The organism is Ruegeria sp. HKCCD6157, assembly GCF_013110685.1.
Classification (GTDB): Bacteria; Pseudomonadota; Alphaproteobacteria; order Rhodobacterales; family Rhodobacteraceae; genus Ruegeria.
In genome coordinates, this window is sequence record NZ_WVRB01000002.1 from 80,360 (window position 1) to 96,285 (window position 15,926).

A 15,926-nucleotide genomic window follows, 5' to 3' on the forward strand; every position below is an offset into this window, starting at 1 on the left:
CGCCCGTGTTGCCCGGTAACGCACAGAACTCATCTGGAGATCTCAAATGATTGGAATTGTTGGAATTGTTGTCATCTTCGTAATGGTCTTCGGCGGCTATCTCGCGGCAGGTGGCAAGATGACCATCATCATGAAATCTCTTCCCTTCGAAATGATGATGATCGGTGGCGCCGCCGTAGGAGCCTTTCTGATCAGCAATGACATGGGCGGCGTGAAACATACGATCAAAGACATGGCCAAGGTTTTCAAGGGCCCGAAATGGAAGCCCGAAGACTATCGTGACCTTCTGTGCCTTCTGTTTTCGTTGATCCGCATTGCCCGCGCCAACCCTGTTGAGGTCGAGCAGCATATAGAAGACCCCGAAAACTCCAGCTTGTTTTCCGCATACCCCAAGATCCAATCAGACAAGGAGGCCGTCGACCTGATTTGTGACACCATGCGGTCGGCGGCGATGAATTATGACGATCCGCATCAGGTTGAAGAGGTTCTGGAGAAGCGCATGGAGGCGAATTTTCATCACGCCATGCACTCAAGCCATGCGCTTCAAACAGTAGCAGACGGCCTGCCCGCGCTGGGGATCGTTGCTGCGGTTCTGGGCGTGATCAAGACGATGGGATCAATCGATCAGCCGCCCGAAGTGCTGGGGAAGCTGATTGGGGGTGCCCTGGTAGGCACGTTCCTGGGCGTTTTTCTGGCCTATGGTCTGGTCGGCCCCTTCGCAGGCAAACTGAAAGCCGTGGTTGAAGAAGACAACCACTTTTATCAGCTGATCAAGGAAGTACTGGTGGCCAACCTGCACAACCACAATGCCGCCATGTGCATTGAAGTCGGACGCCAGAACACCCCAACCCATAACCGCCCGGGCTTTTCCGAGCTGGAAGACGCATTGAAAGAGCTCAAGCAGGCTGCGGCATGAAGCGCATCGGGTTTCTGATTGCTGTTTTGGTCATGGCTGCATCTGCCGTGACTGCACAGGACGTGGTGGTGCGATCCGGTGAGCATGACGGATTCACACGTCTGGTTTTCGACGTGCCACCGGATACCCGCTGGGTGCTGGCGCAACGGAAGAACGGCGCCAGCCTTACCATTGCCCTGGACGATGTCACATTCAAAACCAGCTCGATTTTTGGGCGTTTGACCACGAACCGCCTGGCCTCATTGTCGCAGGAAAACCCCGGCAGCGCTTTGGAGCTGGAGTTCGGGTGCGACTGCGTGGCGTCGGCGTTTCTGTACAGAAACTCGATGATCGTACTGGACATCGCGCCAGGGGAATTGTTGCCGCCGCTTCTTGAGAATGTACCGCCACCCTTGATCGGAAAAACGGCCGAAGGCAAACCGCCATCGGTTGAGACAGGGTTGCATCTTCCGCCCCTCACCATGACTGAGCAGGGGATAAAAGACCAGCTGTCCACTCGTCTTCTGCAAGGGACCGATCGCAAGTTGCTGGATTTGAAGCTTGCTCCTGTCGGGCCACGCAATACCGCCCCGTCCGGTACAAGCGTTGTGCCGCCCCGATTGCGTTCGAACGTACGTCTGACCACGGTTCTGGACGATTTGCAGAATGTATTGAACGCAGAACTGCAACCAATTGACCACAGACCGGCCTGCATCTCGACTGCTGAGATGAATTTTGCGTCCTGGTCAGGGGACACGCCTTTTCCGGACCAGGTATCAGCTCTCCGCTCTGGGCTGTACAAAGAGTTTGACAAACTTGACGGCGAAAAGGCCATGAACCTGGCCAAGCTCTACGCCTCTTTCGGTTTCGGAGCCGAAGTGTTGAGTGTCTTTAGGCTGTTGGAGACGCCGCCAGAGGGCTTCGAACCCGTTGCGGCAATTGCGCGGGTTGTAGATAACCGGCCGCCGCTGCCCAGGAATCCATTCAACGACCTGCAACGATGTGACAGCGATGCCGCGCTTTGGGCTGTGTTGTCCGAAGGGGAACTGGCACCTGACGCAAACGTGGAAGCAATCGAAAACGCGTATTCAAGACTGCCAGATCATCTTCGCCGCCAGCTGGGGCCGCGGTTATCAGAATTACTGGTGAGCGCACAACAACTGGAGGCTGCCCGCAGAATCCTTCGTTCGGTTGACCGGATTGAACCGGAAACGATATCCAGTGTCGCTCAGGCCAAAGCCAGCGTTGCCAAGGCGGAAGGGGACAGTGACCGTGAAGAAGAGTTGTTGACCGAGGTTATAACCTCTACCGACGCCGCCGCTGAATCTCCGCTGGCTTTGGCGCGCCTGGTGGAAAAACGTTGGTCTGAACGCAAAGCTGTTTCTTCTCAGGAGCTTGATCTGGCGGCATCTTATGCGGTCGAGTTCAGACGATCGGAGCTGGGCGCGATGATGAACCGCACCTATGCGATCGCTCTGAGCCTGAGCCAGGAATTCGACCGCGCATTTGACGTGATCGAAGCGCAGCCACCCGGACCCGATAGTGACGGCGCGATCAATCGGCATCTGCAATTGCTTGCCGAGAGATCGGACGACGCAACCTTTCTACGCCAGACGATGGAGGTAATGCAGCCAGACATGACGGCAGTGCTGACAACCGATACTGTAATTGCATTGGCAAGCCGTCTTGCTGATCTGGGCTTTGCTCAGCAGACATTCGCGCTGGCGAACAGACCGGAAGATCAGTCTCGGCGCTCGGATCGGGCTCGGTTGCGGGCTCGGGCCGCTTTGCTGTCGGAGCGCCCTCATCAAGCCCTGCTGGAACTGGCTGATGACAATTCCGAAGAGGCGATTGCCTTGCGCGCGCAGGCGATGGTTTCAACAGAAGAATTTGCAGCCGCCGGCGATATGCTCCGAGATCTCGAACAAAACGAATCGGCAATCCGGTACTTCTGGCTGGCCGGAGTATCAGAAGAAAGGTTGGAACCTGCGGGCGGGAAATACGCGGCATTGAATCAAATGACCCAAGCCTTGTCTGACCTGCCGAAACGGTTGGCGGAAAAACCGCTGGCGGATGCGAAAAACCTGTTGAAGGACAGCCAGTCGGCCCGCCAGCGGATCGATGAGATGTTGAACGCAGTTGGGGTAAAATGACGTATATCGCGACTGTTCCGGCCGCACCCGGCAAAGTGAACGCCGATCCCGGTATACCCTGCGATGCGTTTCAACCGCTGGCAACCCGGCGCCGTTGCTTCAAAGCGGGTCCAATCAGAACGCCCGATCAGGCGGGGATGCAAAAAAGCTCCAACTACTTTCAAGGATGTTGTGTTCCAGACATGACACAGAAGAACAGGCCGCCGAACTTCAGGCCGCGTTCCTCAACCACAAAGGTCACGACGGCTGACCGCCTGTGAAGCAACCGGTGCCGTGGCATTGACGGCAGATGCGTGAAAACGAGACGCCACATCCGAAGGACGGCGGTAAAAGTTCCACGCCTTCAATGAGTTCCGTGGTCAGAGAAATCGCGGACGTGTCTCCTCATCAAACCTGGCCAACCGGTTTGGGCCTGGCCAACCGGTTTGGGATGGCAACGTCTTTGGACACAAATTCTGCAAGCCCGCCTTTTCCGACACGCTGACAGGCATCGGTATTGCCAGTGCAGTATTGCACGCCACTGGCTGGCGTTTTCTCTGCTCCCGGTGCCAGGCAGCGGGAGCAGAGACGTCAAAAACAGCGGACAACCGTCCTTGCTTCAGTACGGAGCCTCAACATCATTCATCGAGACATAGACGGTTTTCATTTCCGAGAAGTGATTGATCGCCAGTTTCGAGTTCTCGCGCCCGACACCGGACATCTTCGATCCACCAAACGGCGCTTCAACCGGGGCAAGGTTGTAGGTGTTGATATAGCAAGTGCCAGCTTCGAATCCGGCCACGATTCGATGCGCCCGGGTCAGATCGTTCGTGAAGACACCTGCGGCCAGACCGAACTCGGTGTCATTGGCGCGGGCCATCACCTCTTCCTCGGTCTCGAAATCCAGCACCGACATGACGGGGCCAAAGATTTCCTCGCGCGCGATGGTCATGTTGTCCGTGACGTCAGCAAAAACCGTGGGTTGCACAAAATAGCCGTCTCTTTCGATCCGTTCACCGCCATAAACCAGTCTTGCGCCTTCGGCTTTGCCCTTTTCGATATAGCCCAGGGCGATGTTCATCTGGTTCTCGCTGACCATCGGGCCAAAGCTGACGTCCTCGTCCATTGGATCGCCGATTTTCGCGTGCGCCAGACGTTCCGACAGACGTTTCAGGAATGCCTCTTTGATACCTTTCTGAACGAAGACGCGGGTGCCGTTGGAACAAACCTGGCCCGAAGAGTAGAAATTGCCCAGGATCGCACCTGAAACAGCGTTTTCGATGTCGGCATCGTCAAAGACGATCATCGGGGATTTGCCGCCAAGTTCCATGGTCACATGCTTCATGCCATCCGCAGCAGCAGCATAGACCTTGCGGCCCGTCGGCACAGAACCTGTCAAAGAGACCTTGGCCACGCGCGGATCAGAGACCAGCGAAGCACCGACATCACCGTATCCCTGGATCACGTTGTAGACACCCTTGGGTGCACCGGCCTCGACAAGAATTTCGGCCACTTTCAATGCCGAAAGGGGCGTGGTTTCCGAAGGTTTGAATACCATCGTGTTGCCGCAAGCCAGTGCAGGTGCACCTTTCCAGCAGGCGATCTGCGTGGGGTAATTCCAGGCGCCGATCCCGACGCACACGCCCAGCGCCTCGCAGATGGTATAGACGAAATCCCCCCCGCCCAGCGGAATATGCTCGCCAGTCAGAGAGGCGGCCAATCCACCAAAATACTCCAGCGCATCGGCCCCCGAGGTGGCATCGGCCACTGTGGTTTCCTGAATCGGCTTGCCGGTATCATGGGTTTCCAGAACGGACAGGTCGTAGTTGCGTTCGCGCATGATATCAGAGGCGCGGCGCAGGATGCGGCCACGTTCCGTCCCGGACAGGGCCACCCATGCTGCCTGAGCGTTTTTTGCACTGTTTAGAGCCTGTTCCACGATCGCCGGCGTCGCTGAATGCAACCGTGCAATCACTTCGCCTGTAGCGGGATAGATCACTTCGATGGCCGCGCCGTTTGTATCTTCGACATATTCGCCGTCAATGAAATGGCTGGCCCGGGGCTGAAACTTCATACCGTGTCCTTTTCTTTCGCACCCGTCAGGACGGGACAAATGGTCAGTCGAAAATCGGCCTATCGGTTATTGATTGACCAGTCAATAAAATCATCAAAGGGGCGGTTTCACGCCTGTCAAACCCCGCAAACCTTGAAATTTTTGGTTAATGTTCTATTTATGTTCTACATAGTCAGAGGACAAACCGATGACCCAGCAAACACGCCCCACAGCCCTGAACGGGCCGAACAACGACTATCACCTGCTTCCGGTCACCGATCGGCAGATGCGGTATGCGCGTGCGATTGCCGAGAAGTCAGCCCTTGAGATTCCGGTTGAGGCACAGCGTGACCGTCGGCTTTTATCTGACTGGATTTCAGCCCACAAACCACGCGGGACCTCGCAGTTCGACAATTACCCGACGGGAAAACAAGTCGCGTTTGCCGAGCGGATTTCACGCAGCAAACGTCGCCCGATCCCATCCGAGTGTTTCCGCGACAAGAAAATGATGTCGCGCTGGATCGATCACAACAAATAGCCCCGAATTAGGGTCTATCCGGATTGTGGTTGCGGGCATAAAGCGAAACTGCTGCGGCAACAAACATACCCAGTAGGATATAGCCTGTTACGGCCTCGGACACGGCGAGCCCACGGCACAGACCGGTCGGTGACATGTCGCCATATCCGACTGTGGTGAAGGTGACATAGGAAAAATACAGGATATCCCCCGGACCCTGCGCACCGATGACACAGTGGTCGTTATACCCAAAGGCCCCGTAAACTGCGGCGAACAGGAATGGAACGACCTGTATGAACGAAACACCCATCAGAAACAATAGCCTGCGGGGCGATTTCACCTGTGTCATGTAATACCAGGACTGTGACACCAGCCAGATCAACAACCCGATTGAGGCGACTGTGCCAATCGTATCGCCCGCAGCCGCCTCGCTCAAGCGGGACAGGCCATACCAGGCCAGGAAGCTGGCAAGGACCAGCCCCAGTGCCGCAATCAGCGTCGATTTCCATTCGTCCAACGTCGTGGGTGTGCGGTGCATGAACGCCCCTTCAATCCGGTCTTCGGGCAATCATCCGACCTAACGGCATCGCCCGCAACCCGAATTCAATCCTGCCGCAGATGCGCCTCACCCCGTTCCCGCGCCAGCAGGATCTGCTTTTGCCGCTCGCGAAAGCGCATTTTGTCAGCATCGGACGTCTCATCGATGCATTGATGGCATGAAACGCCATGCTCGTATTCCGGGCGCTTCATATCCTCGGGCAGGATAGGACGTCGGCAGCCATGACAGAGCTTGTGCGGCCCTTCAACAAGCCCGTGACCAACCGAAACGCGATTGTCGAACACAAAGCATTCACCCTGCCAGGAACTGTCTTCGGCGGGGATTTCCTCCAGATACCGCAGGATACCGCCTTTGAGGTGATAGACATCCTCGACCCCCTGCCCCAACAGGTAGTTGGTGGATTTCTCGCAACGGATGCCGCCCGTGCAGAACATGGCGACCCGCTTGTTGTGAAAGCGGTCCTTGTTCTGTTCCCACCATGCCGGGAAATCGCGAAAACTGGCTGTTTCAGGGTCTATTGCGCCTTCAAACGTCCCGATTGCCACTTCGTAATCGTTTCGCGTGTCGATCAAAACCACATCGTCAGAACGGATCAGGTCATTCCACTCCTGCGGGCCGACATAGTTGCCCACGCGGGCGCGTGGGTCCACATCGGGCTGGCCCATGGTCACGATCTCTTTCTTCAGCCGCACCTTCATCTTGCCGAAAGGCGGGTGGTCCGAGGTCGCTTCTTTCCACTCCAGATCAGCGCAACCGGGCAAGGATCGGATATGTGACAGCACGGCGTCAATTCCGGCCCGCGGGCCGGCGATCGTGCCGTTGATCCCTTCCTGGGCAAGCAGCAGCGTACCTGTGACGGACTGCGCGCGGCACAGGTCCAGCAAGGGGTCGCGCAACGCGGCCGGGTCCGCGAAACGTGTAAAGTGATAGAGGGCAGCGATTGTGTACATACGCGCGATCTACCTTTGCAGACCCAGAGTCGCAAGGGATTGCATTGACGCCCCGCGCGCCGCCGCCTACCGATAGAGCGGTAAAAGGAGGCCGCCATGACCCATGCCCTGATCGTGATCGATGTCCAGAACGACTTCTGCCCAGGTGGGGCACTGGCCGTGGCGGAAGGGGACGAGATCGTCGCACCGATAAACGCCATGATGGATGAATTCGATGCCGTGATCCTGACTCAGGACTGGCATCCGGCGGGGCATTCTTCGTTTGCCAGTTCCCACGATGGCAAAAACCCGTTCGACCTGGTCGACATGCCCTATGGCCCACAGGTTCTGTGGCCCGACCACTGCGTGCAGGGCACGCGCGGCGCCGGTTTTCATCCCGACTTGCGCACGGATGGCGACCTGATCCTTCGCAAGGGGTTCCGCAATGCCATCGACAGCTATTCCGCATTCTTCGAGAATGACCACCAGACACCGACAGGCCTGAAAGGCTATTTGGATACACGCGGTATCGACCGTTTGACCCTTGTGGGATTGGCCACCGATTACTGCGTGCGTTATTCTGCGGTGGATGCCGCCTGGTTGGGTTTCGATGTCACGGTCCGCATGGGCGCGTGCCGCGCGATTGATATGGACGGTTCGCTGGCAGCCGCCGAACAGGCGATGCGGGACGCCGGAGTCGTATTGACCTAAGGTGTGGCCCCGGCTGCGGCCAGAAGCTTGATCATCACGAACAGAACAACCGCCAGACCCAGCGCGAACCCGATGCGCCCCGGTATCGTGCGACGTTCCGGGTTGGTTTGGTTTGACGGAGGTGGCGGAACGCGCATCGGTCGGCTGCGCACGATCCCAGCCATGGGTTGCGCGGTTCGCACATAATGCAGAAAATCCCTAAGGTTGAAATCGCCGCAATATTCACCCTGAATCCCACGCGTCCTGATGTTTTCAAACAGCGACCGCAGAATTCGCACCCGGTCCGCATGATCCTCGGCCGGAAATACACCCGGCACGATGCCGCTGTTGCGCGACTCGAGGCTGAACCCGGCATCCATGAAAATCTTGCGGATTTTCGGCGATGTTCCACGCAACGCGTCGGCGGCTCTGATATCGCGGAACACCGCACATACCTGGCGTTCCGTATCAGAGGCCGACCCCAGCTTTTCGGGGTCCAGATCTTCCAGCGCTACGTTAACAATATCAAAATCGTACTCGATACCCATTCACAAACTCAGTTTCGACTTTCCATCCCCTCTTCTCACTAACCGGTAAAAACAATGCACAATATGCCGGTATTGTGACGTCAAACTGGCATTGTCACCAAATCAGTGACTCTTGCTATTTCCAGAGTCGATTGATCTAACTACGGAAATCGCAGGAGTTCCCCATGGTCGACATCGCGACCCGCGTCTACAATCACAAATGGAAGATTGACCCGATTGTACGGTCTTTGATCGATACTGATTTCTACAAACTGCTGATGTGCCAGTCAGTGTTTCGAAACAAGCCTCAAACAGATGTCGTGTTTTCGTTGATCAACCGGTCGAATCACGTACCACTGGCGCGTTTGATCGATGAAGGCGAGCTGCGGGAACAGCTGGATCATATCCGCTCTCTCAGCCTCAGCCGTGGGGAAAGCACCTGGCTGCGCGGCAACATGTTCTACGGAAAACGGCAGATGTTCCGCTCGGACTTCATGGAGTGGTTCGAGAATTTGCGCCTGCCGCCCTATCACCTTGAACGCAAAGGTGACCAATTTGAACTGACCTTTGAAGGCAAGTGGCACGAGGTCATGTTGTGGGAAATCCCCGCGCTGGCGGTGTTGATGGAACTGCGCTCGCGCGCGGTGCTGAACGACATGCGCCGGTTCGAATTGCAGGTGCTTTACGCCCGCGCGATGACCCGGGTTTGGGAAAAGATCGAAAAGTTGAGCTCGATAAACGGGCTTGGGATCGCGGATTTCGGCACCAGACGGCGGCATTCCTTCCTGTGGCAGGATTGGTGCGTGCAGGCGATGATCGAAGGGCTGGGCGCATCCTTTACCGGCACTTCGAACTGCCTGATCGCCATGCGACGCGAGGTCGAGGCGATCGGCACCAATGCGCATGAACTGCCCATGGTCTATTCCGCGCTGGCCGATACGGATGAAGCGTTGGCGCAGGCGCCTTATGATGTGCTCAGCGACTGGCATGACGAGCATGACGGCAACCTCCGCATCATCCTGCCCGACACCTATGGCACCAAGGGGTTTCTGGACAATGCTCCTGACTGGTTGGCGGGATGGACCGGCATTCGCATCGACAGCGGAGACCCGGCAGCAGCGGCCGAGGTCGCAATAGACTGGTGGAACGCACGCGGCGAAGACCCGACAGGGAAACGGATCATTTTCTCTGATGGTCTGGATGTCGAGAAAATTCAGGAATTGCATGCCCAGTTCGCGGGCCGCGCCAATATTTCCTTCGGTTGGGGAACCTTGCTGACCAACGATTTTCGCGGACTCGTCCCCAATGACGCGCTGGCGCCGTTCTCATTGGTCTGCAAAGCGGTATCCGCCAATGGCCGCCCGACGGTCAAACTGTCGGACAACCCGGAAAAGGCTATGGGTCCGGAGGACCAGATCAAACGCTACAAGCGGGTGTTCGGCGTCGGAGCGCAAAAGGCGATCGAGGTGATCGTCTGAACCACGGCGGTGCATTCATCATTTATCGGCACCTCACCTGATGCTATTTTGGAAGGCATTCCCATTGAGCATTAAGGTTGAGATAAAATGATTTTTGAACCAAAGAACTTCTACGATACCGGCGGATCCCGGGATGAGCTTTCACTTTTTTCCTACGCCGCATACCTGATATCCCGCGCGCAGTTTCTGCAAGCCGACGGCGATGACAGCGACCTTTTCCTGTTGGGCCGCGATTTGGAAGAAACCGAAGATGCCGTTCTGTCCAAACAGCTTGTCATGCTCGGATTCCGGCCAATTGACAACCGCCAAATATCCGCCCACGAATACATGCGTTTCTTTGATGGCCCCGGCGATCTAAGGCCCGTTGACCTGCTTACTTCGCCAGAGCCTGAGGGGTATTACCAACATTTGTTCGAGGCGATCAAAGCAGCAGAAGAACAGCCGAACGTCGAACATATTGACGCTGCTTTGAAGCTTGGACTGGCGGCCCCTGATTCAATTGTTGCTCTTGCCGCACTGAGTTCGTGCCTCAAACTGTATTCGCCGGAATCTTTTCCGCCACGTCTTTGGCTTGGTGTGTTTACGGCGCGTTGGGCGCAGTTGGAGCCGCTCTCGCAAGATTTGCTTACTGTGTTGTCGTCCGCTCTGATTTCAGACCCGCCGGGTTCGAAGATTCCACCGGCGCCCGCGCAACAGAAAGCCGGTGCGCCGGGGTTGCTTCTGGTTCATGGCACACACTTCGAAGTCAATCCCGACCCCACATGGTACTATCCCCATGTCGGAGATCTGCACAATTACATCAGGCCGCATCGCAACGACATCTATTCAGGGCAAAACTACTATGAATGGGAGGGCCGGTGGTCCGACCGCGGCCGACATATTGCTGCCAAACACTTGAAAAACTGGATAGATCTTCAGGCTTATCACGGCTGCGATGTGGTGGCCCACAGCCACGGCTGCAATGTCGTCATGAAAGCCGCCGAGATGGGGGCACATTTCAACAAGGTCGTTTTCTTGAGCTGCCCGATACACTGGCACAAATACAACCTGAATTCAGGCCGGATCAATGTGCCGTATTCTGTTCGGGTCTGGTTTGACCTGGTGATCCTGGCAGATGGCGGAAGACAAAAGTTCCCCGCCAGTGCCAACGTTGCCGACGAGGTCGTCGGAGGTTGGTTCAGCGGGCATTCTGCCACGCGGACATCACAGATTTGGGGCAATCACACATTGGAAGCAAAGCTGATCTGAATTGCCTGGGGAAGTGTTATCCGTGAAACGCGGCAACTGTCTTCAACTGTGAAAAGCCGTACAAAGCTTCGAACCCTTTTTCGCGGCCATGGCCGGATTTTCCCACCCCGCCAAACGGCAGTTCAACACCGCCGCCTGCACCGTAATTGTTGATGAAAACCTGACCCGAGTGCAGCGCTTTCGCCAACCGCATCTGCCGCGCGCCATCCCGCGTCCAGACGCTGGCGACAAGGCCGTACTCTGTACTATTCGCTATGGTCAGGGCCTGTTCTTCGGTGTCGAACGGGATCAGAACCTGGACGGGGCCGAAAATTTCGTCCTGTGCCAACTGATGATCTGGCGGCACGTCTGCGAACAAAGTGGGCCGGACATAGGCTCCGGTCTCTGGCGCGTCTTCGACAATCTGTCCCTGCGCAGCGATCGTCAGGTCCGTGGCGGTTTTCAGAAAGCCCCTGACAATCTGTTTCTGCCGGTCCGAGATCAACGGCCCAACCCGCAGATCCCGCATCGCCGGGCCGACAGTCAGTTCTTCATAGGCCTGGGACATGCGCGATCTGACCTGCTCATAAACGCCCCGCTGCACCAGGATCCGGGACGAGGCCGAACAGGTCTGGCCCGCATTTTGGATCCCCGCATTCACCAGAAACGGCAGCGCCGCATCCAGATCGGCATCGTCAAAAACCAATTGCGGGGATTTCCCGCCCAGTTCCAGCGTCACGGGCACCACGTTGCGTCCCGCCGCCTGCTGCACAAGGGCCCCTGTGGCAACTGAACCGGTGAACGAGATGTGGTTTACACCCGAATGTCCGGACAGCGCCGCACCCGCCTCGGCCCCCAGACCGGGCACGACATTCAAAGCACCGGCCGGCAGCCCGGCCTGTTGCGCAAGATGGGCAAAGGCCAACGCGGTCAGACAGGCCTCTTCCGCAGGTTTCAGAACACAGGCGTTGCCCATGGCCAACGCCGCCCCGACCGAACGCCCGATAATCTGCATCGGGTAGTTCCAGGGCACGATATGGCCCGTCACCCCATGCGGTTCGCGCAGGGTATAGACGGTGTAGCCATCGAGATAGGGAATGGTCTCGCCCATCACCTTGTCGGCCGCGCCGCCGTAGAACTCGCAATAGCGCGCCAGGGCGACCGCGTCTGCCCGGGCCTGTGTCAGCGGTTTGCCGACATCCATCGCCTCAAGCCGCGCCAGATCGTCCACCCGTTCCAGCACCAGCTGGCCCAGCCGGGTCAGGATGCGGCCGCGTTCCAACGCCGCCTTTCGCCCCCAATCACCATTCAACGCAGAACGGGCGGCTTGTACCGCCGCGTCGATATCCGCCTCGGACCCTCGGGCGATCCGGCAGATCTCGGTCCCGTCCGAAGGGTTGATCAAGGGCAGGCTGTCGTCCGCAGCCGCCCGGATCCAGCGCCCGCCGATCAAGCACAAGGTGGGATCAAACCAAATCTTCTGGGTCATTTTTTGGGCCTCCTATCAGGCTCTAACAGGGAACTTTACGCCGTCAGTGGTCTTATCTCGGGCAACCGGGGCGCAGCGGCAATCAGGGTTTGCGTATAGGGATGTTGCGGATCTTCGAACACCTGCTTGGTCTGACCCTGTTCGACGATCCGCCCGGACTGCATCACAAGCACACGGTCGGTGATCGTGCGGACAACGCTCAGGTCATGGCTGATGAACAGATAGGTCAGGTCATAGGCGTCACACAGTTCAGCGAGCAGATCGAGGATCTGAGCACGGACCGAAACGTCAAGCGCCGAAACCGCCTCGTCGAACAGGATCAGATCGGGCCGGATGATCAGGGCGCGCGCAATGGCGATCCGTTGTCGTTGCCCGCCCGAGAATTCGTGGATGTACTTGCCCGCGTCGTCGGGGCTGAGGCCGACGGCCGTCAATATTTCCGAGATCCGATCCTGTCGATCTGATCCAGTGGGCGGGGTGTCCAGCAGGTGGAAAGGCTCGGTGATCAGGCGCGCGACACGGTGGCGGGGGTTGAAGCTGCCATATGGGTCCTGAAACACAACCTGCATCCTCCGACGCACGGCAAGGTTGGGTTTGTGACCGGTGAATACCGGCTGACCACCCAGCCGGATTTGACCGGACTGAACCTCCTCCAAGCCCAAAATTGCCCGTGTCAGGGTCGATTTTCCGCATCCGGATTCCCCGACCAGCCCCAACCGCTCGCCTCGGTTGAGGCGGAAGCTGACACCATCCACCGCCCGGTGATGGCGCGGCGCGTCCAACAGGCCTTTTCGGGGCAATCGGTAGTCCCGGACAACCTGGGTTACCTCCAGCAACGTTTGCGGTTGCGCGGATTCCGGCAAAGTGACCTGATGACCAGACGCCTCGAACAGCATTCGGGTATAAGGGTGTTGCATGTGACTCAGCAGGTGCTGTGTGGCCCCGCTTTCAACCACTTCTCCGTGGCGCATGACGATGATCTGGTCGGCCATATCAGAGACAACGGCCAGATCATGGGTGATCATCAGCAGCCCCATGTCGTATTCGCGCACCAGCCCCTTGAGCAGGTCGAGAATCTGCGCCTGTGTCGTGACGTCCAGCGCTGTCGTTGGCTCGTCCGCGATCAGCAGCCTGGGGCGCAGAGCGATGGCCATGGCAATGACCACGCGTTGCCGTTGCCCGCCGGACAGTTCGTGCGGATAGCGGGAAAGGGGGAACCGATCAGGCGGCAGGCCGACGCGGGTCAACACCTCTTTGGCGCGTGTTCGGGCCTGGGTCGGGGGCATCGCCTTGTGGATCAGGATCGTCTCCATTACCTGATCACCGATGGTTTTCACCGGATTGAGCGCTGTCATCGGTTCCTGAAACACCATCCCCACGGACGCGCCGCGCAAGGCGCACAAATCGGGCTCTGACCGTGTCAACAGATCCTGACCGTCCAGCCAGATCGCACCTTCCGTGCTGGCCCCATGCGGCAGCAGTTGCATCACCGCCAATGCGGTCATCGATTTGCCCGAGCCGCTTTCACCCGTCACCGCCACGATCTGGCCGGGGTCGATCGACAAGCTGACCTGTTTCAGAATCGGTCTCCCGTAGATCGTCAGCGACAGGTTTTCAATCTGCAACAAACTCATGCCCGCGCCACCCTGATCCGGGGATCCAGCCAGTCCCGCATTCCGTCGCCCAACACGTTCAGACCCAGCACCGTGACGATGATCGACAGACCCGGAATCAGAGCCAAATGCGGGGCAAAACTGACCATCGTCTGCGCGTCTGCCAGCATCCGGCCCCAGCTGGGCGTCGGAGGTTGAGCGCCCAGACCTACATATGACAGGCCCGCTTCGGCCAGAATGCCAAGGCTGAACTGGATGGTCCCCTGCACGATCAGCAGATTGGCCACGTTGGGCAGAATATGTTCAGCCGATATCCGCGCGGCCCCTTTGCCCGACACACGGGCGGCGAGGATGAACTCTCTCTCCCAAAGCGACAAAGCAGCCCCGCGGGTGATACGGGCAAAGACGGGGATGTTGAAAATACCGATCGCAACAATGGCGTTGATCGCTCCGGCGCCATAGACGGCCGTGATCAGGATGGCGATCACCAGCGAGGGGAAAGCGAAGACCAGATCATTGCCACGCATGATGACCTCATCCAGCCATGAGCCTTTGCGCGCGGCCGCTGCCAGGCCAAGAGGAACGCCGATTGCCATGCCGATGCCGACGGCCACCAACGCCACCGCAATCGACGTACGCGCACCGACCATGATCATCGAGAACATGTCGCGGCCGAAATGATCGGTCCCAAACCAATGCTGCCCGTTTGGTGGCTGCAATTTATTGGGAATGTCCAGCGCGGCATGGTCGTAAGGGGTCCAAATGAACGAGACCAACGCGGCCAGAACCACCAGCGACGACAACAAGGCCCCAGCGATCAGGTTCCGGTTCATGTCCTGCTCCTCAGTCGTGGGTCCACGGCCGCATAAGCAAGATCGACAAGGAAATTGACCGTTATCACGGCAAAGACCAGCAACATCACGACCGATTCCACGACGATGAGGTCTCGGGCAGAAATGGCCTGAAACACCAGCCGCCCGAGGCCCGGCAGATAGAACACCTGTTCGATGATGATCGATCCCGCCAGCAGAAAGGAAAACTGCAAGCCGATGATGGTCAGCACCGGAATCAGCGCATTTCGCACCCCATGCCGCCAAAGGGCCTGACGACGGGACAGACCCTTGGCCCGAGCCGTACGCATGAAATCCTCACCCAGAATGTCCAGCAAGGCCGACCGCATGACGCGCGCCAGAATCGCCGCCTGTGGCAGGGCAAGCGCCACGGCAGGCAGGGTCAGGGAATGCAGGCCGACCCACAGACCGTCGTTCCAACCGGCAAACCCGCCCGCGTTGAACCAGCGCAGATTGATGGCGAAGATCAGCACAAGCATCATCGCGAACCAGAAGTTCGGGACTGCGATGCCAAGCTGCGTCGCCCCCATCACTGCAAGGTCCCCCGGTTTGCCCCGACGCGCAGCGGCATAGATTCCGGCGGGAAAGGCGATCAACGTTGACAGCGTCAGCGCGTAAAGCGCCAGGGGCAACGACACCCACAGCCGGTCAGCGATCATCTGCGACACCGGTGTGCGATAGGTGTATGACGTGCCGAAATCGCCCACCAGCATGCCGCCAACCCAGTGGAAATAGCGCTGTATCTTTGACCCATCGAGGCCCAGCTCGGCCCGCAGCGCCGCCAGCGTGTCCTCCTGCGCGTTGACGCCCAGCATGAACGAAGCCGGATCACCCGGGGCAACCTCGATCACGGCGAAGATGACCACCGAGGCGACGGCCAGGCTGACAAGCAAGGAAATCAGTCGTTTGAGGACGTAGCGGAGCATTGGCACCACGTTAGGGTCACATCAGGCACGGGTCCAGCGT

Annotated in this window: 14 protein-coding genes; 6 read left to right on the top strand and 8 right to left on the bottom strand. The window is 58.1% G+C overall.

Going from position 1 to position 15,926, the window contains the following annotated elements; genetic code table 11:
• The first annotated feature begins 46 nt into the window (after positions 1 to 46).
• On the top strand, positions 47 to 916 hold the full coding sequence (gene motA, locus GS612_RS10515) for a flagellar motor stator protein MotA (RefSeq protein WP_152459429.1): 870 nt from the start codon (positions 47 to 49) through the stop codon (positions 914 to 916).
• Positions 913 to 3,048 (top strand): hypothetical protein, encoded by a 2,136-nt coding sequence (locus tag GS612_RS10520; protein WP_171640154.1) that lies wholly within the window; start codon positions 913 to 915, stop codon positions 3,046 to 3,048. The genes motA and GS612_RS10520 overlap by 4 nt, the downstream gene beginning before the upstream one ends.
• A 598-nt stretch (positions 3,049 to 3,646) precedes the next feature.
• Here GS612_RS10520 and betB read toward each other — a convergent pair.
• The gene (gene betB, locus GS612_RS10525) at positions 3,647 to 5,101 is read right to left on the bottom strand and encodes a betaine-aldehyde dehydrogenase (protein ID WP_171640156.1); all 1,455 of its coding nucleotides are present in this window, start codon (positions 5,099 to 5,101) and stop codon (positions 3,647 to 3,649) included.
• Positions 5,102 to 5,288: 187 nt separating this feature from the next.
• Between betB and GS612_RS10530 the strand changes: the two genes are divergently transcribed.
• The gene (locus GS612_RS10530; protein WP_152459432.1) at positions 5,289 to 5,618 is read left to right on the top strand and encodes a hypothetical protein; all 330 of its coding nucleotides are present in this window, start codon (positions 5,289 to 5,291) and stop codon (positions 5,616 to 5,618) included.
• Positions 5,619 to 5,625: 7 nt separating this feature from the next.
• On the opposite strand, the gene GS612_RS10535 is transcribed toward GS612_RS10530, so the two are convergent.
• Together GS612_RS10535 and GS612_RS10540 are read right to left on the bottom strand one after the other, a co-directional pair.
• The gene (locus GS612_RS10535; protein WP_171640158.1) at positions 5,626 to 6,135 is read right to left on the bottom strand and encodes a potassium channel family protein; all 510 of its coding nucleotides are present in this window, start codon (positions 6,133 to 6,135) and stop codon (positions 5,626 to 5,628) included.
• Between the two features lie 65 nt (positions 6,136 to 6,200).
• A complete protein-coding gene (locus GS612_RS10540) occupies positions 6,201 to 7,106 on the bottom strand; it encodes a rhodanese-related sulfurtransferase (protein WP_171640160.1) in 906 nt (301 codons plus the stop codon).
• A 96-nt stretch (positions 7,107 to 7,202) separates the two neighbouring features.
• Here GS612_RS10540 and pncA point away from each other — a divergent pair, with 96 nt between their 5' ends.
• A complete protein-coding gene (pncA, locus tag GS612_RS10545; protein WP_171640162.1) occupies positions 7,203 to 7,796 on the top strand; it encodes a bifunctional nicotinamidase/pyrazinamidase in 594 nt (197 codons plus the stop codon).
• On the opposite strand, the gene GS612_RS10550 is transcribed toward pncA, so the two are convergent.
• Positions 7,793 to 8,323 (bottom strand): hypothetical protein, encoded by a 531-nt coding sequence (locus GS612_RS10550; protein ID WP_171640164.1) that lies wholly within the window; start codon positions 8,321 to 8,323, stop codon positions 7,793 to 7,795. The two genes, pncA and GS612_RS10550, sit on opposite strands and share 4 nt — an antisense overlap.
• A 164-nt stretch (positions 8,324 to 8,487) precedes the next feature.
• Between GS612_RS10550 and pncB the strand changes: the two genes are divergently transcribed.
• Together pncB and GS612_RS10560 are read left to right on the top strand one after the other, a co-directional pair.
• A complete protein-coding gene (gene pncB, locus GS612_RS10555; RefSeq protein ID WP_171640166.1) occupies positions 8,488 to 9,780 on the top strand; it encodes a nicotinate phosphoribosyltransferase in 1,293 nt (430 codons plus the stop codon).
• A gap of 87 nt (positions 9,781 to 9,867) precedes the next feature.
• Entirely contained in the window at positions 9,868 to 11,028 is a 1,161-nt protein-coding gene (locus GS612_RS10560; RefSeq protein WP_171640168.1) for a hypothetical protein, read from the top strand.
• A gap of 16 nt (positions 11,029 to 11,044) precedes the next feature.
• On the opposite strand, the gene GS612_RS10565 is transcribed toward GS612_RS10560, so the two are convergent.
• Genes GS612_RS10565 through GS612_RS10580 form a run of 4 tightly spaced genes read right to left on the bottom strand, consistent with a single transcriptional unit; the run spans position 11,045 to position 15,886 of the window.
• Entirely contained in the window at positions 11,045 to 12,496 is a 1,452-nt protein-coding gene (locus GS612_RS10565; protein ID WP_171640170.1) for an aldehyde dehydrogenase family protein, read from the bottom strand.
• A gap of 35 nt (positions 12,497 to 12,531) precedes the next feature.
• Positions 12,532 to 14,130, bottom strand: a complete 1,599-nt coding sequence (locus tag GS612_RS10570; RefSeq protein WP_171640173.1) for an ABC transporter ATP-binding protein — start codon at positions 14,128 to 14,130, stop codon at positions 12,532 to 12,534.
• Positions 14,127 to 14,942: an ABC transporter permease gene (locus GS612_RS10575; protein ID WP_171640175.1), complete on the bottom strand. Its 816-nt coding sequence runs from the start codon at positions 14,940 to 14,942 to the stop codon at positions 14,127 to 14,129. The genes GS612_RS10570 and GS612_RS10575 overlap by 4 nt, the downstream gene beginning before the upstream one ends.
• Positions 14,939 to 15,886: an ABC transporter permease gene (locus GS612_RS10580; protein WP_171117079.1), complete on the bottom strand. Its 948-nt coding sequence runs from the start codon at positions 15,884 to 15,886 to the stop codon at positions 14,939 to 14,941. The genes GS612_RS10575 and GS612_RS10580 overlap by 4 nt, the downstream gene beginning before the upstream one ends.
• Positions 15,887 to 15,926 lie beyond the last annotated feature (40 nt).

Coding starts and splice junctions, on each gene's coding strand:
- motA (WP_152459429.1), top strand. CDS start 47: ATGATTGGAATTGTTGGAATTGTTGTCATCTTCGTAATGGTCTTCGGC.
- GS612_RS10520 (WP_171640154.1), top strand. CDS start 913: ATGAAGCGCATCGGGTTTCTGATTGCTGTTTTGGTCATGGCTGCATCT.
- betB (WP_171640156.1), bottom strand. CDS start 5,101: ATGAAGTTTCAGCCCCGGGCCAGCCATTTCATTGACGGCGAATATGTC.
- GS612_RS10530 (WP_152459432.1), top strand. CDS start 5,289: ATGACCCAGCAAACACGCCCCACAGCCCTGAACGGGCCGAACAACGAC.
- GS612_RS10535 (WP_171640158.1), bottom strand. CDS start 6,135: ATGCACCGCACACCCACGACGTTGGACGAATGGAAATCGACGCTGATT.
- GS612_RS10540 (WP_171640160.1), bottom strand. CDS start 7,106: ATGTACACAATCGCTGCCCTCTATCACTTTACACGTTTCGCGGACCCG.
- pncA (WP_171640162.1), top strand. CDS start 7,203: ATGACCCATGCCCTGATCGTGATCGATGTCCAGAACGACTTCTGCCCA.
- GS612_RS10550 (WP_171640164.1), bottom strand. CDS start 8,323: ATGGGTATCGAGTACGATTTTGATATTGTTAACGTAGCGCTGGAAGAT.
- pncB (WP_171640166.1), top strand. CDS start 8,488: ATGGTCGACATCGCGACCCGCGTCTACAATCACAAATGGAAGATTGAC.
- GS612_RS10560 (WP_171640168.1), top strand. CDS start 9,868: ATGATTTTTGAACCAAAGAACTTCTACGATACCGGCGGATCCCGGGAT.
- GS612_RS10565 (WP_171640170.1), bottom strand. CDS start 12,496: ATGACCCAGAAGATTTGGTTTGATCCCACCTTGTGCTTGATCGGCGGG.
- GS612_RS10570 (WP_171640173.1), bottom strand. CDS start 14,130: ATGAGTTTGTTGCAGATTGAAAACCTGTCGCTGACGATCTACGGGAGA.
- GS612_RS10575 (WP_171640175.1), bottom strand. CDS start 14,942: ATGAACCGGAACCTGATCGCTGGGGCCTTGTTGTCGTCGCTGGTGGTT.
- GS612_RS10580 (WP_171117079.1), bottom strand. CDS start 15,886: ATGCTCCGCTACGTCCTCAAACGACTGATTTCCTTGCTTGTCAGCCTG.